Origin of the sequence: Dermacoccus sp. PE3, from assembly GCF_001021715.1 — a bacterium.
Lineage (GTDB): Bacteria > Actinomycetota > Actinomycetes > Actinomycetales > Dermatophilaceae > Dermacoccus > Dermacoccus abyssi.
In genome coordinates, this window is sequence record NZ_LDCM01000007.1 from 1 (window position 1) to 24,723 (window position 24,723).

Genomic DNA, 24,723 nt, shown 5'->3' on the forward strand with positions numbered 1-24,723 from the left:
CCTCATCAACGGCCAACCCAAGGCACCCTCAGCAATGTAGACGTCGCGCCTGACACAGATGGAGGGGGTGATTCCACTGGAATCACCCCCTCCATCTGTTCACGGCTGGTTACGAGGCTTCACAGGCTGAATCAGACGATCCGGAGGACGATGGGCCTCCCGCTCAGATCCCGGGGTCGCCTCAGCGCTGAACTCCACCCTGGCTCGGTTCGTTGCCGGTTCGCACATCCTGATCTCGGGGGCGGTCGCGTTCGGTCTGGAGACGGCGGAGGTTGTCGCGGAGCTGGTCCATGTTCGCGCGGGCCTGGTCGATGCCCGCCGAGCGGGTGAGGCGCTGCTCGATCTGTTCGAGCTTGGCTTCGCTCGCCTGGGCCTGCTGCGGGGTGAGTGTCTCGGGGTCGGCGTCGGTGGGCCAGTCAATGCCGGCGGCGAGGGTTTCGGCCCACAGCATGTTGGCTGCGTGCGCGGTGTCCTCACCGTCGCGAGTGAAGCTGGGCGCGGCTTGCGTGATGACTTCGTCCCACTGCTCGACGGGCAGCACGGCGACAGCCTGCGCGGCCTGGCGGGCGGCCAGAACCGTGTTCTCGATCGTCGCCGTGTCAGTGCCTGCCTCGTAGGTGCGGGCGATGTGGTGGGCGACGTCGACGGCGGTCGAGGGGTGCAGGTTCGGGCTGGTGAGGACCATCCTGAGCATGGTCGGGTCGTTCTCGTACAACTCTCCGGGGTCCTTCGCGCCGGGGATGGGGATGGAGCGTGCGTCGACGCCCCGCGAGGTGAGCTTCCAGAACGCATCGCGGGTGGCCGCGCGGCCGGCGTTGTCGTTGTCGAGCGCGAGGTAGACCTTCCCATCGCGCGCGAGGGTGGCGAGCATGTCGGCGTGAGTGTCGGTGAACGCCGTTCCGCCCGTGCTGGCACCCATCATCACGCCGTCACCCGCGAGGGTGATGGCGATGGCGTCGAGGGGGCCTTCGACGCGCACGGTGGCCGGTTGGGTCGCGGCTCCCTGAGCGCGGGCGTGCTGGAAGCCTTCGTACATCCCGATCATGGTCGCGCCCTTGGTGAACGCAGGGGTTTCGGGGGAGTTGAGGTACTTCGCGGGTGAGTCGTCGAGGGCGCGGGCGTGGAAACCGATGGGTCGCCCGTCCTTACCTCGCACGGGGATCATGACGCGGTTGCGGAACAAGTCGTAGACGTCCTGACCTCCCTTGTTCCACTTCGCCAGACCCGCTTCAACCAGTTCGGTGTCGGTCGCGTGCTTGGTCTCGCGCAGGTGGGTGACGAGATCTCTCGCATTCCACGGCTTGTCCGCGCTCATGGGGGCGTGGCCGAGCTTGAACGGGGTCTCGCTCAGATCGCTACCGAAGCGGCGCGCGATGTACGCGGCGGCGGGGGAATCGGTGTAGTGAGCGCGGTAGAACTCGTGTGCGGCGGTCGTCAGCTCGATGACGCGCTCACTCGAGGTGGTGAAGCTCGGTGCCCACTCGTTCTCGTCGCGTCGAGCGTCCTCGCGTGAGGCGACGCGAGCCTCGGCGCGAGCCTGCTCGGGCACCCGGTTCGCGGTGTGGCGGGCGCTGTCGTGTTCGGCGGCGAGACGGGTGAGGTACGCGTCGATGTCTGGGTCGTGCAGATCGCCTTCACCGATGCGCTCAGGCTCGGGCTCAGCGGTGATGCTCGTGTCGGCCAGACGCCACAGCAGGACCGACGCGAGTTCGTGCACGCCCAAGCGGCCGTCTTCGTGATCGGCGCCGGGCACGGGCAGGGAGTGCGCGCCGATCCGGTCGACGGCGTTGGCGATGATCTCTTCGGCGGGGTGACCGCTGGTGGTGAAGCGCTCGGTGACGGTGGCCACGAGGGTCGGCCAGGCGGGGTCGCTGATGACCCACCCGGCCAGTTCGGCGCCGAGGGCGTCCTCGAGAGCGCTCGTCCATGCGGGGCGCAGACGTCCGGTGGCCGCACCGGTCGCGTCGGCGGCGGCGGTGGCTCCCAGGTGGGGCAGAACGCGCGACCACAGCGCGGCCGCGGTGTGCTCGTCGGGCAGAGGCTTGTTGTCTCCGCCGAGGACGTCATCCAAGATCGTGGCCACGTCACGGCCTGCCGTGTGTGCGGCGTCGAGACGCGCGGCGAGGGTCGGCCACCACGGGTCGGTCAGAACGCGTGGTTCGACGGCTTCGATCGCGGGCGCGAAGACTGCGCCGGCGTTCGCGACGGTCGGCGCGTGCCGTTCTGCGCGGTCGCGTAGAACGTCCTGGTAGGTGCGTTGGCGCACGCTCAAGCGGGTACGCCCGACGATGGCAGGGTCGTCATCGTCGGTGTTGGTCGCGGCTCGCCACACCGCCAGGTCGGCGTGCAGCTCGGGGGTGTCGAGGAAGGCCCGCGCCCATTCGGGCGCGGCCTCATGTTGCAGAGCACGCACGTCGTCGCGGAGCGCGGCAGCGTCGGTCTGCACCAACTCGTAGCGCTCACGCACCCACGCGCCGTACGTCGCGTCCGTCGAGACGCTCTCAGGGATACCGGGAACCCACGGCAGTGGCCCGGAGCGCGCGGAGTGACTCCCCGTCGCGTCCAGGCGCCAGTCGAGGACCGCGGCGATGTCGCGCGAGCCGTCGAGTGCGCGCTCATCGGCCGCGTCTCGCAGCGCCGCGAGGGGGTCGACGTCATCGAGGGCGAGGAAGGCCAGGTGTGAGTGCAGGGTGTCCCAGGCGGGCGCGGAGGTCACCCCGGGCACGATGTCCTCGGCCTCTCGGGCGAGTGCGTCCATCGCGTCGCTACCCAGGATGTTCGCGGCCGCGTGAGCCAGTGCATCCTCGTATCGCGGCAGCGACTTGGCGAGCAGCGTGCGGGGGTCATGCTCGTCGCGCAGAGTCGTGGTCGCCGAGATGACCGAGCCATCGCGGGTGATGATTGCTTCGAGGGATTCGACCGTGGTGGGCGGCACGAGGACCTCGGGCGCGATCTCGTTGTGCTCGTCGCCGTCGCCACCGGTCGGCATGAAGATGTGGTTGGCGTGGCGTCCGCGCGTGGTTCCGACGTAGAACAGCTGGCGATCCTCGGACCCGTTGAGCAGGGCCAGGCCCTCGTCGACGGTCTGTCCTTGCGCGCCATGGAACGTCGAGGCGTAGCCCAGGTCGACCTGCTCACGCACGTAGTCGGCAGGCAGTGTCACCGAGCGGTGCAGGGTGTTGTGTTCGACGCGCAGTGACCCGTCGACGCGCACGTCGGTGATCGTCCAGCGGTCTCCGTTCTTCACGAAGTCGGTGGCCGACAGCATGAGGCGGCGGTTGTTCTTGCGCGTCACGATCGTGTCGCCGGTGCTGGCTTCGAGTCCGGAACGCAGCGCGACCGAGGGGCCTACCGGGGCGTCTGAGATGGCCAGGCGGGCGTGACGGGCCCGCGCGTTGAGGTCGGTGACAACCTCGTTGACGTGAGCCATCATCAGCGTCTCGCGACCCAGGCGCGTCGCTTCCTGCCATTGCTCGAACACGGCATCCGCGAGGCCCGCTTCGTTGCCCACCCACACCCGGTCGGCGTCGAGGTAGAAGCCAAGCGCTTCGGTCTTTCCGGCACGCACCGCGAGGGACGCTTCGGCCTCGCCTGGGGTCGTGAATCGGACGACTTCGCTGAGGGTGAGGGCACCGACATCGGTCTTGATGTTGCGCAGCGCGCCACCTGCTGCGGGGGAGGCGAGCTGCTGGTCGTCACCGATCAGGCGCACCTGAGCACCGCGAGCGTTGAGGAACTGGATGGCGGTCGCGAGGTTCTCGGTGCCCGCCATGCCGGCCTCGTCGATGATGACCATAGTGTTCTCGTCGATGGTGTCCATCCACGCCGGCGCTTCGCCCGCCCCACCACGGATGTGCCACACAAGCTTGTCGAGGGTGTCGGCGCTGGTCTCGATGCTGGAGCCCAGAACCTTCGCCGCCGCCGCGCTGGGAGCGAGGCCGATGACGGTACCCCCGGAGTCGGTCCACGCCTTCGTGAGCACGCTCATGGCGGTCGTCTTGCCCGTGCCCGCTGGTGCCAACGCCAGTTGCACCATGCGTCCGCTAGTGGTCATTTCGCGAACGAGTTGGGCCTGACCATCGTTCAAGGTCACGCCGTTCGCGGTCTGCTCGAGCAGCGCCAAGTCGACGTTCGCCGCCTCCAGCGTGCGGCCCCCTTCGGTCTGAGCCGCCTGCAGCAGCGCGGCCTCAGCTTCAAGGATCGCGGTCGTCGTGAACTTCTGGCTGAAGGCTCGCCGGTACACGCTCGTGCCGTCCGCACGCCGTAGATCGTCGGGCTCGAGGACGGGGTCTTTCGCGTCGATGCGCGTGCTGTGTGTGGGGTCTTGAACTGCAGCGATAAGCCCCTCGATAAGGGTGTTCTCGCTCGACTCACTCAGTCCGAACGGGCGCACGGTGCGTTCGGCTTCGGCACGCACATGGCCGAGGTCGAACATCGCACGCTTGCTCGTGATGCGCGCGACCATCTGCCCTGCGAGGTCACTCACGGCCTCGGGGGAGGTGGGTTTCGGGGCGGCGTTCTGACGCTCACGCGCCCGCGCGCTGGCACGCTGGGCGTGCGCGAACAGCCCGGATGCACCTCCGGGGACTGGGGATGCTTCGTCGGCCAGCGCGGCGTCGATGCGGGGCGTCCAGGTAGCGAGTTGGTCGTTGAGAGAGCGGGGCTCTGCCTTCTCCTTGCGCGTGTGCTCGTGCGCCCACCGGCTGAGTTTGTAGGTCTCTTTCACGGTCGGGGGACGCCCGTGTTTGGTTTGAAACTCCGTGGCGAGACGGTTGATCTTGGCGCGAATCTCGGCCCGCCGTGAACTCATGGACTCGATGAGTTCAGGGCTGATTCCGGCGACTTCGCGCACAACCTGCTTGCCCTCTTCACCGCTTCCCGCGCGGGCTTCAAACGCGAGCCCCAGGGCTCGTGACTTCGCCTCCAGCAGCCGGTTGTACCGCTCTGAAACGCTGACCGTGGTCTTGTAGATCGTCTGCCCGTCAAGGGCCAGCCACCGGTCGGGATCGCCCTGCCCTCCGCTTTCTCCGGGGGCCAGCTGCACCTTGGAACTGATCGCGACGTGGGTGTGAAGGTGCGGGTCGCCGTCGCGGCTATCGCGGTGGGTGAAGGCGGTAGCCATCAAGCCGCGTGTGCTGACCTGGCGCACACCGGCCTTGCCGGTGCGCGTGAACGTGGCGTTGTCCTCGAGCCACGCGATGGACTCGCGCACCGCTGCGTCGTGGACTGCTTCGAGGTCAGCGCGTTGCTCGGGCGTCGCTGCCGCCCACAGGATCGTGAACGACTTGGGGGCGGAGAAGGTCAGGTCATAACCCGCCACGCTCGCCTTTTCCTGACGTGTCTGGGCGGTGATGAACGACGAGATCTCGCGCGCATCTCGCGCCGCTCGACCGTGCGTTTCCGCGAAGACACGACCCGCGACCTCGGTTTGTAGCTCGGCCTTCGTCTCCTCGGGGACCTCGTCGTCCCGAGTTTTGCCGTTCGCTGCCAGCCACGTGTTGTACGCCCGAGTCAGCTGGATCGTGTACGGACTCGCGGCCTTCGTCGCGTCCTTGAAGGGGTTGCCCAACCGACCCGCCTTCTCGATGGCGGCAGCGTTCGTGCTCGTGCGGGCGACGTCCTCCATGATGCGATCCGCGTTCGGGTGAACACCCTGACCGAACAGGTTCTTCATGTGCTGTTCAGTCACTGTGTCGCCGACCTGCAGGCCGTTCGCTTCACCGAGACCATCGAGACCGCGACCCATCCATTGCCCGGGACGCTCTCCCTTTTCGCTGTAGTAGTCGGCGAGGGCCTGGCCGTTGGTCTTGTCGACATCGCCGCGCGCTACCTGCTTGGTGAGGTAGGTATAACCGCTGCCGGCAGACAGCTTCATCAGCGTCACACCCATGTCGTCACCCGCCCCGATTGGGCCGAAGTGCAGGGGGTTTCAGTCCATTTCGCACGCGTGGCATCGCCGTCAACGGTGATGACGAGACGCGGCATGGGACTCCCTTCGACGTATCAAGGAAAGCACACCCAGCACCCGCGGCGCCATGTGCTCAGGAAACATTCAGGCAATGCTCAGCGAATGACCGCAGCACCGAGAGTGCAAGAGGTGCGTCCTTCCAAGTCGGTTTTGGTCTGGTGTTTTCGGCTCGATCGAGACTTGCCGCAGATCGAACAATTCTCCGAGATGACTCGTTCGATTTGCATCGATGGGACGTGTGGCACACTTGGAGGTGGGAAACGTCGGCACACACCTCGATTCAAGACGTAGGTGGGTGTTCTGATGAGTGAAGTGAATGCGGGTTATGACACTGGCAGGTACCGCTCGACGCGTGAACAGCTGAGGCGGAGTCTGAGCCAGGACGTCACGGACGACTCTCCGCTTGCGCGCCGTGAGCGCGCAGTGGACGTGGACAGTCCTCGCGTGGCGCGTGATCTCGAAGTGACAGTGAGTGGTCCGGACGATGCCTCTCCACGGTTTGCCGGCATCGATGAGTACGGGTCTCGGGCTGAACTCGCCAGCGACCCGGACACACTCGGGTTCTGGCTCGACATCGATCCCCGAAGCGCGGAAGCGCTTGCGCAGGAGATCACCTCCCGCGCAACGCAAGAAGCCGTGTGGGCGCCGCCAGGTGATCGAACCACAGCCCGTCTCAGTGACCTCGAACCCGACGAACGCAGCGAGGTCATCAGCCTCGGTCCAAACCCGCCACCCGAGGTGCTTCCTGACGCGCAGCGTGACGCAGACTCACCTCTCGTGCGTCGCGGCAACAGTGGGCAGATCGTGGACTTGAGTCAAGCTCAGGCGCGACTGCAGGCCAAGAGCGTCGAACACGCGGCCAACAGTCTCGATTCCCTTGGTGTGGGCCACCCCTCGTACGGCATGAACAGGCGGCCCGATCATCCGCAGCCCGGCACCGACCCGACGCAGCAACGCATCTGACTGACAGACCACCCCCTGCGAACGAAAGGATCCACCCATGGCTCGCAAGAACGTCGGACCCGTCACAGCACGCAACCGCGCCCGCGAAGCAGTGGCTGCGCTGGCCGCCGAACGCGCAGAACGCGACGCGCGCATTGCGCAGCACGCGGAAGCGTGGTTCAAAGCCGGCGACACCATCGACTCCATCCAGCACCAGCTCGAAGAAGCTCGCGAGCAGCAGGCGCGGGCGGTCGGCGCACTGGCTGACGAGGCGGTGAGTGTCGACGAGACGAGCCGGATGCTCGGCATCGAAGCCTCGGAAGTGCGCGCTCTGCGTAAGCAGAACAAGCAGCTGGTTCAAGCAGACGCAGAAACCGGCGACGAAACCGTGTCGACCGAAACGGATACCTCGGTCGAATCCGAGGGGGTCGCATCGTCGGGTGGCGAAGCACAAACGACCCCTGAAGACTCGTGATGCCGACTCTGGCGTTAGGTGCGCTCGAGTGAGTGGGCCCGCCTCGCTGAGCCCGGCCGCGCACCGACTCATCACCTCGGCGGTGCGCGACGAGCGCGTGCAGCAGCGGTACTGGGCGAAGGTGGCGAAGCCGCAGGTGCCCGGGTACACGTGCTGGCCCTACATTGGCAGCCTCCACCCCAAGGGGCATGGCCGGTTCTGGGTCGGCAATGTGCGCACTCGTCGCGGACCGGTTGACGTGTGCGTGATCGCGCACCGGTTCGGATTCGCGCTTGCGCACGGCATGGAGACGCTCGATGCCGTGCCCGTTCTCGCTCACGCGTGTGACGAACCGTCGTGCCAGAACCCAGCGCACCTCATCCCCTCGACGTGGGGTGAGAACCTCGAGCAATGGCACCGACGCCGATGGAGTCCAGGTTCACCACTTCGTGACACGCGAGGCCCAGGCGGACGCGCAAGAGCCATCCGAGCGGCGCTGCAGAACGGCGAGGACCTCCAGAGCGTGCTGAGCGCGGGCCGTGGCGTCCTCGACACCAACCAACTCGACCTTTTCTGAGAGAGAGCATCGTGCAATATCACCTGCGCGTCGACGCTGACGGAGCGATGATCAACGGGGTCGCCGTGCCCGTCCCGGAGGGCAGCGATCCGCACAGCGCTGCGAGCCGAGCCGTCATCGCCGCGGCACGCCGCGAGCACCCCCACGATCGGCTCGTGCCCGTGCTGGCGGAAACACCTCAGGGCGCGTGGCGGATGGCCGTCGTCGACGGACACCTCCTCCCCCTCGAGGACGCGCAACGACAGCAGGAGACAGCGTCCGTGACGCGGGTGAGTCCAATGGACTCACCCGCACCGGGCACGGCACGCGCCCAACCCACGCCGACGCGCGGTGGACCGCTGCTCGGCTACGACCCGCCAGATCGTGCTGGCGTCAGCCGCCGCCAGGTTCTTCTCGGGGCGGGTGGAATCGGAGTGCTGGCGCTCGGTGGCATCGGCACATCGGCACTCACGAAAAGATCAGCGCCCTCGTCATCCGCGAGCGGGCCCCCCACACCCACAACGCGGAAGCAGATACCTGCCCTCCCTGACGGTCAGGACGCGCCAGGCGGTTGGTCGACCGACGCTGCTTGGGCGTTGGAGGACATCGCAGATCCGCGCCCCAGCCTCGCCATGCATGAGGGCCTCGTCATTGCGCTCACACAGCCCTCAGGCACGGGGACGCTTCGTTTGAGCGCCGTGCGGGCGGCGAACGGCAAACCCGTGTGGAACGCGCCGCTCGATGCCGGGGTGACCGTCACCACCGGCCCTACCCTCGTCACGCTCTCGGGCGAGGCGCGCGTCGTCGTCGCGACACAAGACGACGTGCTCACCTGGGACGCCTCGAGCGGCAAGCTGCGGTCCAAGATCGCGCTCCCAAGCGACACCAACAACGTCACGACGAGCGCGTTCGGCGTGTGGACCAACCACGACGAGCAGCGACAGCACAGGGCCCTCATCGACGGCGCATTCCAGTCCTTCACGCTGCCCAAGGACAGCGCCCCACTCGGCGTCCTCGGCAAAGAACTCCTCGCGGCCGACGCGAAAGGCCAGGTCTGGAAACTCACCGCCGGGAAGGCCACGGGTAAGCCGACCAAGCTCAGCGGCCCCAAGGATCACTCCGCTGGCGCGGTCATCCTCGCGACCAAGGACCTGCTCATCACCGGATGGAACAAGAACCGCAAGCTCACGCTACGCGCCTACAACCTCACCGACCTGAAACCGAAATGGACCACAAAGGCGCAATCCGGCTGGCAGGGCTTCTTACCGGTCACGGGGGTCTCCCCCGACCGTAGCTGGGCCATCGTCGCCAACCGCGTCGTCAATCTGTCCAACGGGACGATCCGCACCATCGCAAGCAAGTGGTCGACTGTAGGCATCAGTGACACCCACGCTTGGGGCGACGACGGCGGCACCATCCTCACCTGCACCAAGAACGGTCAGCTCTTGCCCGCTGCGCAGCCCCCGACCAAGGTCAACACCGCCCTCGTCAGCGGCGGAACCCCCGAGCACGTCCTGGTCACCGCCTCGGTCGGCTCCTCCTCAACGCTCTACAGCCTGCCCCGCTCGAGCGAAGGGAAGACCCGATGACCAAGTACGCCACGCTCCCTGGAGCGGTCCAGCCGTGCTTCCCTCTCGAACACCTCATCGTCACGTTGAGAGACGTCGACGCCTACTACGCCTGGAGCGACAAACGGGAATGGCTCATGGACCCCGCCGACGAGGACACCTGGCTCCTGCCTCGACACGCCTTCGTCCGCATCGGGGACCACGTCGCAGACTCCATCCCTGATCTGCACGAGCGCCTGGAGAGGCACGAACCGTTCCCAGGTGAAGTGACATTCGTCGTCATGGAGAAGTGCGACTCAGACGGCACATTCGAGCGTGGACGAGCCCTGCGAGCACTGCGTGAGCGACTGGACGATAACCAGGTCGTGTCAGTGAGATGGTCTGGAGATCTCGCCCCCCTCGAGGAACTCCTCGCCTCGCTGCCACCGTGGCGGAAATTGCCGCACCCAACCTCTTGATATGTCACCAATGGTGACATTATTCTGTAGGTATCGGTCAGGGCAGGAGGCCTAGACCAGACCCTGATGGGGAATTCCGATGAGCACTGTCACCGCTAGCGACATCCGCACGCACGTCATCGAACCGACGTGCGGTGAGCACTTCACCGCCATGGAGCTGGACGCGATCGAGGAAGCCGTCCTCAACGCCGCACCGCTTTCAACGTGGCGTCTCGCCGGGACGAACTACACCTCGTCGGCGCTGAGCGTCGACGAGTTCTGGAGCGTCGTGGAGAAGGCCACGGCATGAGTCGCAACACCCTGGGGAACTCCGCAGTCATGACGGCTGCGGAGTTCCGCGTCTCCCGTGAACGATTGAACGTCAGCGGCGAATGGCTCGCCCAGCGCCTCGCCGTCGCCCTACGCACGGTACGCCGCTGGGAGGCGGGCACCAGCCCCATCAGCAACGGAGTCGCCCTCGACATGCTCGGACTGCTCGACGCGACCGAAGCGTTCGTCGCGGCTGTCGTGGAGCAGCTCCTAGAAGAGGGTCCCGACGCAAGCATCGGCGGTTGGCAACTGCTCACGTTCGCGGACGATGCGACCTTCGAGGCGCACCACCCGGACAGCGAATGGTGCGCCTCGTGGCACCGAGCAGCGATGGGCCGTGTCACCCTTGAACTGCCTGGCGTGCGTCTCGTATGGGCGCCCACTGCCGAGCGAGTGGAGGACTGATGAGCGAGCAAGCCCTGATGCTGTTGCGCCTCGCAGGAGCGCCGACGCAGGCGTGGAACAGCGCCCGCCACGCCTACAGCCCTGGCGGCCACCACGCTCGACACCTCCCCGCCCTCGATGACGTGACCCCCCGCAAGTCGAACCTCGTCGGCCTGCTTGGCGCGGCGCTTGGCCGTCGACGCGATCCGGTCACCCATCTCGGCCATCGCCCCGAAGCCGACCTCGAGGATCTGGAGTCCCTGCGCTACCTGGTGCGCGTCGACCTCGAGGGCCACCTGCGATCCGATTTCGTCACATCACGCGGTCACACCACGACGGGCAGGCCGGTCATGCGTCCCATGAGTGAGGTCGTTGTCGACGATGCGGCCTACCTTGTCGGCGTGAGTGGCGACCGCACCCTGCTGGAGTCCGCCTGGGAGGCTCTCGCGCGCCCCGTCTTTCAACTCTCCCTAGGGCGGCGCGAGTATCCGCTCGTCCTCCCCGTGCGAATGCACTTCGAGACCGGCACGGCCCGCGACCTCGACGAGGTCATGCGCGAGTGGCTATGGCTCGCACCCCAGTGGGCTCGGCCCACCCTTGGCCGCAAGGTCACCCTGCGCCTGTACGAAGCCCGCCACCCTCGGGTGACGCGGGCAGGCCTGCCCGCATACAGGGCGACGACCGACGCTGTGCGGAAAGAGCACCCGCCCGTCGAGGTGCTCAACCCGGACGGCAACCCTGGCCTCGACCCGATCGACTGGCTCCTCGCCGCGGAGGCAATCGCCCCTAGGGGAAGCGGCAAAGAGGTGGAGGAGTGACGATGAAACCCCTGATGACGTTCGTCGACGGGTCACAACTCACTGTGGAAGTGGACGAGGTCACCGTCGACCTGGTGCACCGTGACGCAGCGGGTGACCTCACGCTAGGAATCACGCTCTCCCCCGTCGAAGCGCACAGCCTCAGCCGGGCTCTAGCAGCCGCCGCGTTCGCAGCAGAACACCCCCGTCGTTAGCGCGCACGGGGGTTCCCCCTATGGCATGGGGTGATTCCACTGGAATCACCCCATGTTCGCGTCGGCCCACGCCTGCTCGATCCGACGAATGGTGGCGGGACTCACGCCGAAGGTCTTAGCGACCTCCTTCCGCGTAATGCCAGCCTCGCGCATCGTCACGACGTTGGCGCGCTGCTGGGCATCGAGCTTGGGTGGCCGGCCGCCCGTCTTGCCTTGCTTCCGCGCCTGCGCCAACCCTTCTCGAGTGCGCTCGATGAGCACATCGCGCTCCCACTCCGCCAGGTCAGCCAGAACCGCCATGACGAGACGTCCCGCAGGGTCCGACGTGTCAAGGCGCGGGTGATGACACTCGACGACGATCCCGCGCAACCGCAGGGCATCCATCGTGTTGAGCGTGTCCACGCGCGTCCGCCCGAGACGGTCCAAACGCGTCACAACCAGACGATCGCCGGGACGTACGTAGTCAAGGGCCGCGTCCAACCCCGGACGCTTCGATTTCGCACCCGAAATCGTGTCCTCGAAGATCCGCACACACCCGTCAGCCTCCAACGCCTCGCGCTGCGTAGCGAGCGTCGTCGGCTGCTCGCGAGTCGAACGGCGCATGTAACCGATCCTCATAGGGCACTCACTCGCTAGACCCTGGGGAGCACAGTGCGCTTGCCCCCTTCGTCAAGGGGTTTAGCGGAGGTGCTGATGTCACAGGGTCCACTTGACACTTCCAGATCTCGGGCGACGAAGGCTCTGCCTGCGCCCCCGCTGACCAGCCCAGGAGAAGCATGACTATGACGACGACACCCAGGCAAGCCGCCCACCCGGGGCTGGTGCGGATCCATCCACAGAAATCGACCTCATCCTCACAGGAGGCACGCAAACTGAGGGTCGTCTGCAGTCCGGTTGCCGCTTGGACTAGCGACCCCAGAGAGAGGAGTGTCGCTACTGCAATCGCAACCTCGCCAGTGTCCTTCATGTGCAGCGAATTGACCCCTATGACGAGCAGGAGGAAAGCTCCCCACACCGTGCCCATGGCGAGCGGGAAACGGATCGCCTCCCGCCACAGCTTCACCTGGTCCGAAGTGAGCGTGCAACGAACCGTCGATCTGGAGACGTTCGCTGCAACACTGGCGCACCATGCACTCAAGACTGAGAGTGGTATCAAGATGATGAAGCTGGCGTTACGGCCCGTAAGCCCCCCCATCAGACCCGTCCAAGCGGACGACAACCAGCGTCACAAACCCGGCGGCCATAAAGGCGGCGAGCGAGTAGCACAAGAAAACACTCCAGGACGCGAGTGTCGCCTCCGACCCGGAAAGACCCTCGGGCTCCGCGCGCCGCGACTGCTCAAGACGGATGGTCGAACTCTTCTTCCGACGAGCAGACGAGCGACATCGACCAATCGGCTCTGGACGTGCACGGCGGCGCGAACCGGAAGCGTTCGCACGATCGACGCGCATCAGCAGACCATCCTGCGCGGCGGAACCTTCGCTGGCTCGACTTGCATCGTACGCGTCTCGCTTCTTCCAAAATCGGTCGTTTTTGATGCCGCTGGGGGATGTCCCAACTGACGGCAACGCCTGAGCTCATCGCTAAGGGTGCCGAAACTGTCACGTGTCAGAGGGTTCTGATACCTCCGAGGCAGTGTTGAAGTCACCGTAAGCACCGTTGCCGGCGATGACGTCGTAGATGAGGCGACGTGAGACGCCGAGTTCGCCCGCAAGCTTGGCCTTGTTGGCGCCGTTTGCCGCTGCCTCGCGCACGTGGGCGATCTGTTCGTCGGTGAGGCGGCGGGCGCGGCCCTTGTACACGCCGCGCGCTTTGGCCAGGTCGATTCCTTCGCGTTGGCGTTCGCGGATGAGGGAGCGCTCGAGTTCGGCGACGGCGCCGATGAGTTGGCGTTGGAACGTCGCGAACGGGTCGGCCGCAGCGTCGGGTGAGAAGGTGAGGCGTTCTTTGACGAACTCGACGCTCACTTTGCGTGCGGTGAGGTCGGAGACGATCTGCTCGAGGTCGATGAGTGATCGCGCGAGTCGATCCATCGACGCGACGCGCAACGTGTCACCGCGACGCACGTAGCGCAACGCATCCGCCAGGCCGGCGCGATCGGCTCGGCTCTTGCCGGATTGGTGATCGGTGAACAGCTCGTCGACCGCCCCGAGTGCCTCTAGTTGCCTGGCTAGATTCTGCGACGTCGACGAGACGCGCGCATACCCCACGATTTGACCCGGCATGTCTAGACCCTACGCGCAACATGAGCATTAAGGCCACCGAGGACCCTATTTGCACGCGAGCCACATAGAGGAGCAACTGTGCAAATAGGGTGTACCCCAACCCCCATGGACACCGACACCATCCGGTGATGGTTGATAGCGTTGTAGGCACGAGTGCGCAGGGCTGCGGTAAGGATGGTGTCTGATGGCGTTCGAGGTGTATGAGAGCAAGACGTTGGCGCGCCGGCATGTGCCGGTAGTGACGGTGCAGAAACGCGGTGCAATCAGTATCAACCGTGCCGGGTACCTCGTACTGGGGGAACCGGATCATGTGCTGTTACTACGTGACGTTGAAGAGAACTTGATCGCGGTGAAGCCAGCTCGTGCTGACGATGTTCACGGGCATATGGTGCGGCTGTTGAACCCGGCGCGGGGTAGCGGCCCCGTAGTGGTGCCAGCAAGTGACTTTGTGCGTGATGTAGGCATCGACACCACAGTCGCACGCCGATGGGTCGCGCAACACCAGGATGGGATGCTCGTCGTCGACCTCAAAACCGAGGGGGTTGTGGTCGTCTCTAACCGCGAACGAACACGGACACGCGCCGTGGGGGACGAGCTACCTGACGTCCGGGAGTGACCGGCCCGAGCCTTCGCCAGGTTCTGACATTGCCTATCCGTGCAGCAGACCCTGCCACTCTCGCGGGCTGCGCAGATGCGGCTTAGTCGAACCGAATGTCGGTGGTTGCCGCCATACTCAGAGGGTGTACCCGACTCTTGGCGGCAGTTCGAGAGTCTTCACCCGAGTAGGAGTGAATTGACCAGTCAAAGCGCTGCGTCCCCCGAGTGGGATCCGCACCTACTTGCCCAGGTACGCGAAGCGTTCGGGCGCGTGGCGTACAGCCATAAGACCCATGAGAAGCAGGCTGACATCTGTTTCACCAAGCACCGCTGTCAGCAAGGGGCTCTCATCGCTCTCACCGCGATCAGTTCCGGCACGTTCCTGGCGGCTGTTGTCGGGCTGTCCGGCAGCGCGGCACTGACGGGTCTAGTGACGTCATCCATCGCTCTCCTGGTCAGCTGGATCAGCCTAGGTGCGAAAACGTTCAAGTTCGAGGATGAGTCCAATGCCCATCGCGGTATCGCGTCCCGGCTCTGGGACGTCCGAGAGTCCTACATCTCGCTCATCGCCGATCTGATGTCCGGCACCATCTCCAACGCTACGGCCCGCCAGCGCCGCGACGAGCTCCAGCAGGCCACGCGAGACTGCTACGTCGAAGCCCCACGAACCAGCTCCAAGGCGTACAAGCGGGCTCAGAAAGCGCTGAAAAAGAAAGAGGAGATGGAGTTCACCTCCCGTGAGATAGATCTTCTGCTTCCCGAAGCGCTTCGCCTTGGAGGAAGCGAAGGATGACTATGAAGACCTCCGAGATCTTCGATGCGCTGCTGGCCAACCTCAAGGTGGGTGAGACGGCCGCCCTGGTCGCCACCCGCCGGGACGAGATCGTCAAGAGGCTGAACAAGGACTTCCGCTCTAAGGACAGCTGCACCGACTACAAGCTCATGATCGGCTCGTTCGGCCGGCACACCGCCATCAAGGGCGTGTCCGACCTCGATATGATCTTCATCCTCCCGGCGGGTATCCGGTCGGGCTACGCCGACGAGACGGGCCCGCGGCGGATGCTCGACCGCGTCCGCGACGACCTCAAGGTGACGTACCCGAACACGGAAATCCGCGTCGATCAGTGCGTTGTGCGGGTGCAGTTCGCGACGAATGCCTTCAAGTTCGAGGTCCAGCCTGCGTTCGAGAACGCCGACGGCAGCTTCGCCTACCCGGACACCAAGGCCAAGGACTGGAAGGTCACCAAACCGCGAGAGGAGATCCATGCGATCAGGGAATGCAACGATCGCACCTCGACGAACACGCGGCACCTCGCCCGGATGGTGCGGTCCTGGAAGAACGAGAACGGCGTGAACATGAACGGACTACTCATCGACACCCTCGTCCACAACTTCTTCGACCAGACCTCAGACTACGACGCGGCCAGCACGGGCTCATTCGACCGCATGGCCCGCGACTTCTTTGAGTTTCTCCAGGACGAGCCGGAGCAGGACTACTACTTGGCGCTGGGAAGTCGACAGCGTGTCCACGTCAAGGCCAAGTTCCAGTCCAAGGCCAAGAAGGCTTACAACCGCTGCCTCGAGGCAATCGATCTCGAAGGCAAACCGTCTGCCAACAGGAAGTGGCGCGAGGTCTTCGGGACGTCAGTGCCCCTCGCGACGACCACGAAAGAGTCGTCCAAGTCGTTTACGGATACAGAGGAGTTCATTGAGGACCGCTTCCCAGTCGACGTCACGGCGTCCGTATCGATCGACTGCGAGGTCATCCAGAACGGGTTCCGTCCGATGTCGCTCCGGACGATGCGTCGCAATGGGTTCCCGCTCAAGGCGGACAGGAGCCTGCGGTTCGCCGTTTTGAGCTGCTCGGTCCCGCCTCCGTACGAGCTGAAGTGGAAAGTGCTCAACACAGGCCCCCAAGCCGAGGCGCGCAACATGATCCGCGGGCAGATCGTCGATTCGAGCAAGCCGGGGGTTCGCATCGAGCACTCGGACTTCAAGGGCGAGCACGTCGTTGAGTGCTACATCGTCAAAGACGGTGTCGTGGTCGCTCGTGACCGGATCGAGGTTCCGATCAGCAATACGGCAGCGAAGCCGGAGTCTCAGTATTGACGTCTACCGTTTCCACCGAGTTGTGCACCATCCGCCCCGCCATCGCGGTGCGGCGGGGCTCGTGACGGCCCAGATCGCGAGTCGATCGCACCCCAACTCGTGCAGCTAAGAAACTTTCTCCGCATGCGGACTCTAGCTGTACTGACCGGAGACGTTGATCAATCGTGAGAACGGCGGCTGGTTCCCGCACGCCGTGTGAGGCCGGTGCTGGTTGTAGTGATGTAGCCACGCCTGGAGGGCGTCGCGGCGCTCTGTCTCGGAGGTGTAGCAGCGGGCGTAGGCCCAGCCGTCGGCCATGGTCCGGTGGAAGCGCTCGACCTTCCCGTTGGTCTGCGGACGATACGGCCGAGTGCGCTTGTGCGTGATGCCGAGTTCGGCGCAGGTCTCGCGCCACAGATGTGATCGGTAGGCACCGCCGTTGTCTGACAGGACTCGTTCGACGGTGACGCCCCGCTGGTTGAACCACTCAACGGCTCGGACCAGCACAGCGGTGGCGGTCGGAGCGGTCTCATCATCGTGGATCTCGGCATAGGCCACGCGGGTGTGATCGTCAATGACGGTGTGGACGTAGGCCTTGCCCATCAACGGGTCGCTGTACCTGTTCCTGGGCTTGCCCGGTGTCGAGGCGCGGTTCTTCTGGCCCTGCTGGCGGCCAACATAGCGCCAGCCTCCGCCGTCGGGGATGTTTCCGAGCTTCTTCACATCGACATGAAGCATCGCGCCTGGGTGGTCGTGCTCGTAGCGCCGAATCGGCTCTCCGGTCGCCCGGTCGACATGCGAGAGCCGGTTCAGGCGGGCGTTGCGCAGGATGCGGTGGACGGTCGAGGGAGCGATTCCCAGCCGGCAGGCCAACTGCACCGGCCCCTCCCTCAGGCGCAGTCTCAGAGTGATGCAGCGCCTGGTGATCTTCCTACTCGTCTTGTTTGGCGACCGGTGGGGGCGGGAGCTGCGGTCCTGCATGGGCAGGCCGGCGCGGTAGCGGTCTGCCCAGCGTTTCACGGTTGGCCAGGAGACCTGGAACCGGGCGGCGACCTCGCTGACCGTCCATCCCTCGTCTACGACGAGGCGGCCGACGATCAGGCGGTGGCGCGGAGTCAGGGCTGCGTTGGGGTGGGACATGGGCACTCCTCATGAGAGACGGGCGGCCTCCGCAAGAAGGCCGCCCGTCGGGAGATGTTCTGTTCGGTCAGAGCTCGGGGAGCAGTTCGTCGTGGATCCAGCTGGTCAGGGTGGTGGGCGTCGTCGTGGCCAGGGATCGTGGCTGTTGAGGTTCGAAGTCATCGCGCAGCCCTGTGCTCATTCCCAGAACGGCATCGGCCATCGCAGGAGGCATCCCTGCGGTCAGGTACTGCTCGCGCATGGCCTCGTCGCTGACCTGCTCGACCCGCACCGGGTGGCCGACCTGGACACTCAAGATCTCGGCCACCTGCTGCCAGGACAGGTCCTGCGGACCATGCACCGCCTGGATCCGGTGTCCGGACCACGCGCTGTTCAGCAGCCTGAGGGTGGCGACCTCAGCGATGTCGCGGGGAGCAACCCAACTGAAGGCGTGATCTGGGGGCAGAACCGTCTGGACGCTTCCTTGCCGCACGGCCTCGGCGTCCAGAAGCAGGTTGGTGAAGAAGTACCCGCAGCGCAGGTGGGTGACGTCCACGTCGAGGCCGTCCAGGGCGACCTCGGTAGCGGCGAGGCCGTCGATTTCCCCGACTCCATGGCGCTTCTCGGCACCCACACTGCTCTGGAACACAACGCGACCGATCCGGTTGGCGGTGACCGCCTCCACCATCGCATGGGTGGCCGCGGCGTAATCCGCGAGGGGATCGGCTCCCAGGTCGACGCCGTTGGTGCTCAGGCCACCACCCTGCTGCGGGTGCTTCCGCTGTACGTGGTGTTCGTCGTGATCGCAGTGTTCCTCGGCAAGTTGGTCGGCCGAGTGGGCCGGTTGGATGTGCCGGCGACCAGGGCGGTGATGTTCTCCGTCGCGACCCGCAACTCCCTCGTGGTCTTGCCGCTGGCCTTGGCGCTTCCGGCGTCGTTGGCGATCGCGCCGCTTGCCGTGGTCACCCAGACCCTCGTTGAGCTTGTTGCGATGGTTATCCTCGTTCGCACGGTCCCCCGCCTAGCCCCAGGCAATCCGTCTCATGACGCCGAGTCCTCACCCGTGGGGGTGGCCTGAGCGACCGAGGGCCGCTCAGGCATGCCCCCAGAAGGTGTCTTCGGCGGGGCCGTCGGAGGAGAACAGGTGGACCTCGACGATCTTCCCGTCCTGGACTGTGAGCAGGTCCACACCCGCCTGATCCATCGACGCGCCCGCACGGTTCCCCGTGAAGCGGACCGGGACGGCAACCAACTCGCCGTTGACCATCGCCGGGCCGGTCACCGCGAGCTGGAAGCTACCCTCGCTGACCTCCATCATCCCGCCCAGCAGCGCACCCACGCCGTCGACACCGGCATGGTTCCCGCTGAAGCGATTCGCACCCGGCTGGTGCCAGACCACCTGCGGGCTCAACAGGCCCATCGCCGCCGGGACATCGCCGCGGCCCAGGGCCTCGAAGTAGGAGGCGGCCACGGCCGCCGGAGTCTGCTCACTCATGGTGTTCTCCTCGTGTGTGGGGTTCTAACCCATCTATGGTTACACTTAGTAACCTGTTACCTCAACGTAACTGTAGAGAGTGGGTAGTGACGTGTCGCAGCCGGTGTGGAGCGTCATGGTGGCGACGTGCCCGTCTCGCACATCGTTGGCGAGGATCGCGAACAAGTGGACCGCGATGATCGTGATCGCACTCAGCGGTGGGCCGCTGCGGTTCGGACAGGTGCGGCAGGCGGTCGACGGGATCAGCGGCAAAGTCCTGGCCGACACGCTGCGTGAACTGGAACGGGACGGCCTCCTCACCCGCACCTCCTACGACGAGATGCCGCCCCGAGTGGAGTACGAGCTGACTCCGCTCGGGCGTACTCTGCGCGAGCCGCTGACCGCGCTCGGGCAGTGGGCTGAGGCCCACGTCGAGGAAGTGGAACGTGCGCGGGCCGTGTACGACACCCAGGCCGGCGCATAGGTGCGCTGCCGGTACTGCTGGCAGTAGCCCGAGCGTTCGGTTAGCGGCCGGCGCAACAAGTGTCCAGGGGTCGGCACTGAACCATGCCGACCGCTAACTGTACTGACCGGACACGTTAGTCGGTACGGATCGTCAGGATCGATAACGTGCCGTCAATGCTTCGGCACGCACGTACATCGCATCGCGGACGGATTCTGGCGCTAGTACTTCGGCGTCCGTATCAAGCCGCCACACTGCCCACACCGCGTGGCGCAGGTCTTCGAAGGTCACGTCGAGGCGGATCCAATCATCCGGCTCCGGTTCCTCGGCACGGACAGCACTGGCATTCTCCAGCAGTTCCTCACGACGTGAGGTCTTGATGCGGACGACGACGGGGATGTGGTTCTCGGAGAGGAACTGTGCGGTGCGCTCGGCCCAGATGCGGTCGAGGTCGACCTGCGCGGGGCGTTGCGCTGGTTCGGGGAGCGCTTCGGCGCTGAGCATCCGAGACAGACGGTATGTCCGATCGTCTCCAGACCTCGTCGCCAGCAGGTAGGTGCGCCCGCGGACGGTGACCAGTCCAATCGGATCGACGGTTCGCCGACTCGCTGCTTTGCCAGGTGCCGCGTAGTTGAATCGCAGCCGGCGGCCGGTGAGCACCGCGGCTCGAACCTCGCTCATGACGCCGTCGGCCAGGTCTTCGGTGGGGGCACGGCGAGAGAGAAGGTCGGTCTCCGGCTCCACGAGGAACCGTTTGGCCGCATCGCCAAGACTCACCTGGTGCCCCTCGGGCAGCGCGTCGACGACCTTTCGCATCGCCGAGGCCAGCGGTGCGCTGAGGCCGAAGACCTTCTCGCCGCGGGATGATCCGGCGGTGAGCAGCGCGAGTGCCTCGTCATGGTTCAGCCCGGTCAGTTCGGTGCGGAAGCCGGGAAGGAGTGAATAGCCGCCGTGTCGACCGCGGTCGGCGTAAACGGGGACGCCCGCAGTCGAGAGGGCGTCGATGTCGCGCAGAACGGTGCGCGTGGACACTTCGAGCGCACTGGCCAGCTGGTCGGCGGTTACTCGGCCTCGCTGGCGCAGCAGGAGCACCAGCGAGACCAGTCGGTCTGCTCGCATGCACCCATTATTTCCGGAATACACGACATAAGGTGTCGTGATTCGTGGGGAGGCTAGTAGCGCAGCGTCGAGGACGGCGGCCATAGGGCGGCCGGGCGCTGCGGAACGAATGAACGGAGCAGCGATGGAACGCACGGCAGTAAATCCGGTGACTTGGTCGCAGGAGATGGGCTTCAACCAGGGCGAAGTCATCTCAGGGGAGACAAGGACGCTGTACATCTCGGGACAGACAGCGATGAGCAAGGATGGTCGGCCAGAGCATGACGGGGACGTCGAGGCCCAGCTCGCGTTGGCCGTGGCGAACCTCGAGGCCGTGCTCGCCGAGGCCGGTATGTCTATGGAGAACCTGGTCCGCCTCAACGTCTACACCACCGACGTGGACGCGATGTTCCCGCATTACGGCGTGCTCGCCGGGAAGCTCGGGGCGGCAGGAGTCGCCCCGACTACCACGATGCTCGGCGTCACCCGCCTGGCGATCCCCGGCCAGATGGTTGAGCTCGAAGGAACCGCTGTCGCATAACGTTTCCCCCTTTTGAATCACAACTCGGACGGTCAGCAGGGCAACCCTGCTGACCGTCCGAGAGTCCTAAGGAGTCTCATGTCCCACGCAAATGCCGCTCTGACTCCCCGCCACCGTTTCAAAGTCGCTAGCCTGGTCGTAGATGACGGCTGGCCGATCAGCGAGGTCGCCGCTCGCTTCCAGGTGTCCTGGCCGACAGTGAAGCGGTGGGTAGATCGCTACGCAAATGGCGAATCGATGCACGACCGGTCCTCGCGGCCGAAGACCTCGCCGCACAAGACGCGCAAGGCGACGACGAAGCGGTGCGTGAGCCTGCGCCTGCGACTTCGCGAAGGGCCGGTCCAACTTGCGAGCAGGCTCGGCATCGCGCCGTCCACCGTGCATCGAATCCTCACGACCGCCCGGCTGAACCGGCTCGCATACGTAGACCGCGCCACAGGCGAAGTTGTCCGCCGTTACGAGCATGACTACCCCGGGTCGCTCGTGCACGCCGATGTGAAGAAGCTCGGGAACATCCCCGACGGAGGCGGCTGGCGTTATGTCGGCCGCCGCCAAGGCGAAAAGAACCGCTCCGCCACCCCGGACAAGCCCCGCAGTAAGTGGCACAACCCCAAGCTGGGGTACGCGTTCGTGCACACCGTCATCGACGACCACTCCCGCGTCGCGTACACCGAGGTCCACGACGACGAAACTGCCATCACCGCCGTCGCCGTCCTGCACCGGGCAGTCGACTGGTTCGCCAATCGCGGCGTCACCGTCGAGCGCGTGCTATCGGACAACGGCGGCGCGTACCGCTCGCATCTGTGGCGCAGTACCTGCGAGACCTTGTCGATCACGCCGAAGCGGACGCGCCCGTACCGTCCTCAGACCAACGGCAAGGTTGAGCGCTTCCACCGCACCATGGCTGACGGGTGGGCCTACGCTCGCCGTTACCGCAGCGAGCAGGAACGACGCGATGCCCTCGCCGATTGGATTCACCAGTACAACCAGCACCGTCCGCACACGGCCTGCGGCAACCAGCCGCCCTTCTCACGGTTGACCAACGTCCCCGGTCAGTACAACTAGCCAGGTCCGGTGGGGGTCACGTCAAACTGTCACCAGATCGTGCAGCAGTCCCGCCGGTTCGGTCTCGTTGGTAGGTTCGTCGGGTGATCCCGCAAACCACAGATCGACTTATGTTCCAGTGCATGACCGACGCCGACCTCGACGACATGTGCAGGCTCCTCGGAGACGCGGAGGTCATGCGCTACTACCCGCGAGCCAAGTCGCGCAACGAGGTGCAGGGGTGGATCAACTGGTCGAAGGACAACTACGCCAAGCATGGGTTCGGCCTGTGGGTTATCGAACACCGGACCACCGGCGACTTCATCGGTGACTGCGGCCTGACCTGGCAAAACGTCGACGGCCAAGAGGTCCTCGAGGTCGGCTACCACGTCCTGCTTGAACGCCAGGGACAAGGACTGGCAACCGAGGCGGCCTCCGCCTGCCTGCGATACGGGTTCGAGACCCTCGACGCAAAGATGATCACCGCGATCATCAACCCCGACAACATGGCTTCCCGGCGCGTGGCTGAACGAATCGGCATGACGGTGTGGAAGAGCACGCGTGAACCCAGTGGGGCGCCGAGCGTGGTCTACAGCAGCCATGGCCACGTGGCATGACGCACTGAACTGCCGGAAATAGGTGCGTGCCCATCTAGGAAACACGCTCTAGCGTAGGGAGCATGAGCTGGGAACCCATCCTCGAAGCAGTCGGACAAGCGGTCAACGGCCGAAGCCCCGACGCTAGAACCGCGCTTGAAAAATGCTGGGGCGCGGCATCTGAACAAGACCACGCCCAGCGCTGCGTGCTGGCGCACTACCTCGCCGACCAGCAGGAGGCCCTCGCGAGCGAGACCCGCTGGGACGAACAAGCGCTGTCAGAGTTCGCACACCTCCATGACGATGACCTCGCGGCCATCGGGGTTCCCTCGACGGCAGGGTTCGCCCCAAGCCTGCACCTCAACCTCGGTGACGACTACTTACGCGCTGGGCGCGTCCAAGACGCCGAAGACCAGGTCGCCCGCGCGCAGCAGGCTGTCGCGCTACTACCCGAGCACGGATACGGCGCGATGATTCGTGAAGGCGTCCGACGCCTTCAGGAGCGCGTCCAGGCCGAGACCCCAGTGGTGTAGCGCGCAAACGGGTCACTTCGGCGACACCCGCCGGGAAACGCCCCCGCCGTGCTCTGCTACCAGAACAGCGCCAACTACCGTTAACACTCACAGCGGTGGTGCAGAAACGACCGTTTCTGCACCGCGCGGAGCCACACCTTCAGCAGCTTCACGTCAGGCCACGAGGGTGAGTGGCCCCAGAAGTGACGGGGACGGCTGCCCCCGCGCTCTAACTATGAGTTCGAGGGCGACGTTGAAGCCTGCCGCTTACGGCGCACCCTGTACGCCTGAATCAGGGCCATCACTCCTGCAAAGAACGCTGCGAAGGCAAGCGATTCGACCAATCCATAGTCCCGCCAGCCGGCAGCTGTCGCCACGAATCGCCAGATCAGAGCCCCAATGAAGCTACCCACGGCAGTCGCCCCTATCTGGCCACGGCCACTCTTCATCAAGATCACCCCACTTCCAGGTTCTCATCGGCGTTCGGTCCGCTCGACAATGCCCAGACCCACGCGCCGCCGATGAAGGCGAGCCACGCTAGGCCCCAGCAGAACCACCCTCGCGGTCCAGCGATCCACTCTTGCGGCATGAGCGAGTGCCGACCGCCGAACCACACCAACGGAACCATGAGCAGGAGTACCGACAAAGATCGCAGAACGACGCGGTTGGCCATGATGCCCAGCGTAGTACCGCAAACCCGCCACTATCTGGCTTGCGCTGCCTGCGCCCCAGCTAGCGCTCGAGCGCCAAGGGGTCCAGCAACCGCCGTTGACGGTGTAGCTCAAGGTGCCTATGTTGCTCAGGCAGCTGCGTCCTCGCCAGGGCGACCCCACGAGAGAGGTTTTGTCGTATGCGTCCAACTGCACTGATCACGGGGGTAGGCCGCCGATCCGGCCTAGGCGCAGCCATAGCGACTCGCCTTGCCAGCGACGGGTGGGACCTAGCTCTCGCCCACCTTCCAGGCTATGAAGAGCGCGTTGGTCTTCCCCCGAGCCCCGATGACGTTGAAGCCATTGCTGCGGAGTGCAGGACGCGCGGAGCAACAGTCACCCTGCTGCCTGCCGATCTGGCCGACCCTGCTGTGCCCCAGCAACTCGTCGAACGCGCCAACGAGCACGGCACTCTCACGGCCCTGGTGTTGTCTCACTCTGAAGGTGTGGATAGCTCGATCTTGGACACCACGGTGGAGAGCTGGGATCGCCACTACGCCGTCAACGCTCGTGCGGCATGGCTTCTGATCAAAGCGTTCGCTGAGACACTTTCTGCCCAGGTCAAGGACAGCAATTCTGCGCGTATCGTCGCGCTGACGAGCGAT

At 65.4% G+C, this 24,723-nt stretch carries 25 protein-coding genes and 1 pseudogene; 18 read left to right on the forward strand and 8 right to left on the reverse strand.

Annotation, left to right across the window (positions count from 1 at the left end):
- Nucleotides 1–181: 181 nt before the first annotated feature.
- A complete protein-coding gene (mobF, locus tag AA983_RS14270) occupies nucleotides 182–5,890 on the reverse strand; it encodes a MobF family relaxase (protein WP_052947180.1) in 5,709 nt (1,902 codons plus the stop codon).
- Between the two features lie 522 nt (nucleotides 5,891–6,412).
- Here mobF and AA983_RS14275 point away from each other — a divergent pair.
- The 8 genes from AA983_RS14275 (at nucleotide 6,413) to AA983_RS15040 (ending at nucleotide 11,457) form a co-directional block, all read left to right on the forward strand.
- Complete coding sequence (locus tag AA983_RS14275) at nucleotides 6,413–6,931, forward strand: hypothetical protein (protein ID WP_156170470.1); 519 nt, start codon at nucleotides 6,413–6,415, stop codon at nucleotides 6,929–6,931.
- Between the two features lie 37 nt (nucleotides 6,932–6,968).
- Complete coding sequence (locus tag AA983_RS14280; RefSeq protein WP_047312989.1) at nucleotides 6,969–7,385, forward strand: hypothetical protein; 417 nt, start codon at nucleotides 6,969–6,971, stop codon at nucleotides 7,383–7,385.
- A gap of 28 nt (nucleotides 7,386–7,413) precedes the next feature.
- Complete coding sequence (locus tag AA983_RS15035) at nucleotides 7,414–7,941, forward strand: hypothetical protein (protein ID WP_052947181.1); 528 nt, start codon at nucleotides 7,414–7,416, stop codon at nucleotides 7,939–7,941.
- A 677-nt stretch (nucleotides 7,942–8,618) separates the two neighbouring features.
- The gene (locus AA983_RS15715) at nucleotides 8,619–9,509 is read left to right on the forward strand and encodes a hypothetical protein (RefSeq protein ID WP_197079032.1); all 891 of its coding nucleotides are present in this window, start codon (nucleotides 8,619–8,621) and stop codon (nucleotides 9,507–9,509) included.
- On the forward strand, nucleotides 9,506–9,946 hold the full coding sequence (locus AA983_RS14295) for a hypothetical protein (RefSeq protein WP_047312991.1): 441 nt from the start codon (nucleotides 9,506–9,508) through the stop codon (nucleotides 9,944–9,946). Before AA983_RS15715 ends, AA983_RS14295 begins: the two co-directional genes overlap by 4 nt.
- 79 nt (nucleotides 9,947–10,025) lie before the next feature.
- Complete coding sequence (locus tag AA983_RS14300) at nucleotides 10,026–10,235, forward strand: hypothetical protein (RefSeq protein WP_047312992.1); 210 nt, start codon at nucleotides 10,026–10,028, stop codon at nucleotides 10,233–10,235.
- A complete protein-coding gene (locus AA983_RS14305) occupies nucleotides 10,232–10,660 on the forward strand; it encodes a DNA-binding transcriptional regulator (RefSeq protein ID WP_047312993.1) in 429 nt (142 codons plus the stop codon). The genes AA983_RS14300 and AA983_RS14305 overlap by 4 nt, the downstream gene beginning before the upstream one ends.
- Entirely contained in the window at nucleotides 10,660–11,457 is a 798-nt protein-coding gene (locus AA983_RS15040) for a type I-E CRISPR-associated protein Cas5/CasD (protein ID WP_052947183.1), read from the forward strand. Before AA983_RS14305 ends, AA983_RS15040 begins: the two co-directional genes overlap by 1 nt.
- Nucleotides 11,458–11,696: 239 nt before the next feature.
- Here the strand turns inward: AA983_RS15040 and AA983_RS14320 are convergent, their stop codons facing one another.
- Both AA983_RS14320 and AA983_RS14330 read right to left on the reverse strand, forming a co-directional pair.
- Nucleotides 11,697–12,269: a recombinase family protein gene (locus AA983_RS14320; protein ID WP_047312995.1), complete on the reverse strand. Its 573-nt coding sequence runs from the start codon at nucleotides 12,267–12,269 to the stop codon at nucleotides 11,697–11,699.
- Nucleotides 12,270–13,252: 983 nt separating this feature from the next.
- Nucleotides 13,253–13,876, reverse strand: a complete 624-nt coding sequence (locus tag AA983_RS14330) for a recombinase family protein (RefSeq protein WP_047312997.1) — start codon at nucleotides 13,874–13,876, stop codon at nucleotides 13,253–13,255.
- 184 nt (nucleotides 13,877–14,060) lie between these two features.
- On the opposite strand from AA983_RS14330, the gene AA983_RS14335 reads away from it, so the two are divergent.
- The 3 genes from AA983_RS14335 (at nucleotide 14,061) to AA983_RS14345 (ending at nucleotide 16,582) form a co-directional block, all read left to right on the forward strand.
- Nucleotides 14,061–14,492, forward strand: coding sequence for a hypothetical protein (locus AA983_RS14335; RefSeq protein ID WP_047312998.1), 432 nt, complete (start codon nucleotides 14,061–14,063; stop codon nucleotides 14,490–14,492).
- A 177-nt stretch (nucleotides 14,493–14,669) separates the two neighbouring features.
- The gene (locus tag AA983_RS14340) at nucleotides 14,670–15,266 is read left to right on the forward strand and encodes an SLATT domain-containing protein (protein WP_047312999.1); all 597 of its coding nucleotides are present in this window, start codon (nucleotides 14,670–14,672) and stop codon (nucleotides 15,264–15,266) included.
- A gap of 2 nt (nucleotides 15,267–15,268) precedes the next feature.
- Nucleotides 15,269–16,582, forward strand: a complete 1,314-nt coding sequence (locus AA983_RS14345; protein WP_047313000.1) for a nucleotide-binding domain-containing protein — start codon at nucleotides 15,269–15,271, stop codon at nucleotides 16,580–16,582.
- Nucleotides 16,583–16,714: 132 nt separating this feature from the next.
- Here AA983_RS14345 and AA983_RS14350 read toward each other — a convergent pair whose 3' ends face one another.
- Nucleotides 16,715–17,701: an IS481 family transposase gene (locus AA983_RS14350; protein WP_047313001.1), complete on the reverse strand. Its 987-nt coding sequence runs from the start codon at nucleotides 17,699–17,701 to the stop codon at nucleotides 16,715–16,717.
- 67 nt (nucleotides 17,702–17,768) lie between these two features.
- Nucleotides 17,769–18,236, reverse strand: coding sequence for a hypothetical protein (locus AA983_RS14355; RefSeq protein ID WP_231579626.1), 468 nt, complete (start codon nucleotides 18,234–18,236; stop codon nucleotides 17,769–17,771).
- A 165-nt stretch (nucleotides 18,237–18,401) separates the two neighbouring features.
- Between AA983_RS14355 and AA983_RS14360 the strand changes: the two are divergent.
- A pseudogene (locus AA983_RS14360) lies at nucleotides 18,402–18,758 on the forward strand (arsenic resistance protein); the annotation flags it as partial.
- Nucleotides 18,759–18,773: 15 nt separating this feature from the next.
- Here the strand turns inward: AA983_RS14360 and AA983_RS14365 are convergent.
- Nucleotides 18,774–19,175, reverse strand: a complete 402-nt coding sequence (locus AA983_RS14365) for a nuclear transport factor 2 family protein (protein ID WP_047313002.1) — start codon at nucleotides 19,173–19,175, stop codon at nucleotides 18,774–18,776.
- A gap of 91 nt (nucleotides 19,176–19,266) precedes the next feature.
- On the opposite strand from AA983_RS14365, the gene AA983_RS14370 reads away from it, so the two are divergent.
- Nucleotides 19,267–19,638 carry a helix-turn-helix domain-containing protein gene (locus AA983_RS14370; protein ID WP_231579627.1) on the forward strand — a complete coding sequence of 124 codons (372 nt, stop codon included), beginning with the start codon at nucleotides 19,267–19,269 and terminating at the stop codon, nucleotides 19,636–19,638.
- A 132-nt stretch (nucleotides 19,639–19,770) separates the two neighbouring features.
- On the opposite strand, the gene AA983_RS14375 is transcribed toward AA983_RS14370, so the two are convergent.
- On the reverse strand, nucleotides 19,771–20,736 hold the full coding sequence (locus AA983_RS14375; RefSeq protein WP_047313004.1) for a YafY family protein: 966 nt from the start codon (nucleotides 20,734–20,736) through the stop codon (nucleotides 19,771–19,773).
- A 124-nt stretch (nucleotides 20,737–20,860) separates the two neighbouring features.
- Here AA983_RS14375 and AA983_RS14380 point away from each other — a divergent pair, with 124 nt between their 5' ends.
- From AA983_RS14380 to AA983_RS14395, 4 genes are all read left to right on the forward strand, one after another.
- Nucleotides 20,861–21,256 (forward strand): RidA family protein, encoded by a 396-nt coding sequence (locus AA983_RS14380; RefSeq protein WP_012832594.1) that lies wholly within the window; start codon nucleotides 20,861–20,863, stop codon nucleotides 21,254–21,256.
- A 78-nt stretch (nucleotides 21,257–21,334) separates the two neighbouring features.
- Complete coding sequence (locus AA983_RS14385) at nucleotides 21,335–22,321, forward strand: IS481 family transposase (RefSeq protein ID WP_047313005.1); 987 nt, start codon at nucleotides 21,335–21,337, stop codon at nucleotides 22,319–22,321.
- Between the two features lie 83 nt (nucleotides 22,322–22,404).
- Nucleotides 22,405–22,917 carry a GNAT family N-acetyltransferase gene (locus AA983_RS14390; protein ID WP_082128964.1) on the forward strand — a complete coding sequence of 171 codons (513 nt, stop codon included), beginning with the start codon at nucleotides 22,405–22,407 and terminating at the stop codon, nucleotides 22,915–22,917.
- Nucleotides 22,918–23,102: 185 nt separating this feature from the next.
- Complete coding sequence (locus AA983_RS14395; protein WP_231579628.1) at nucleotides 23,103–23,429, forward strand: hypothetical protein; 327 nt, start codon at nucleotides 23,103–23,105, stop codon at nucleotides 23,427–23,429.
- A gap of 433 nt (nucleotides 23,430–23,862) precedes the next feature.
- On the opposite strand, the gene AA983_RS15575 is transcribed toward AA983_RS14395, so the two are convergent.
- A complete protein-coding gene (locus AA983_RS15575; protein WP_156170474.1) occupies nucleotides 23,863–24,081 on the reverse strand; it encodes a hypothetical protein in 219 nt (72 codons plus the stop codon).
- Between the two features lie 177 nt (nucleotides 24,082–24,258).
- Here AA983_RS15575 and AA983_RS15310 point away from each other — a divergent pair.
- A partial coding sequence (locus AA983_RS15310) for an SDR family NAD(P)-dependent oxidoreductase (protein WP_156170476.1) occupies nucleotides 24,259–24,723 on the forward strand: 465 nt, incomplete at its 3' end.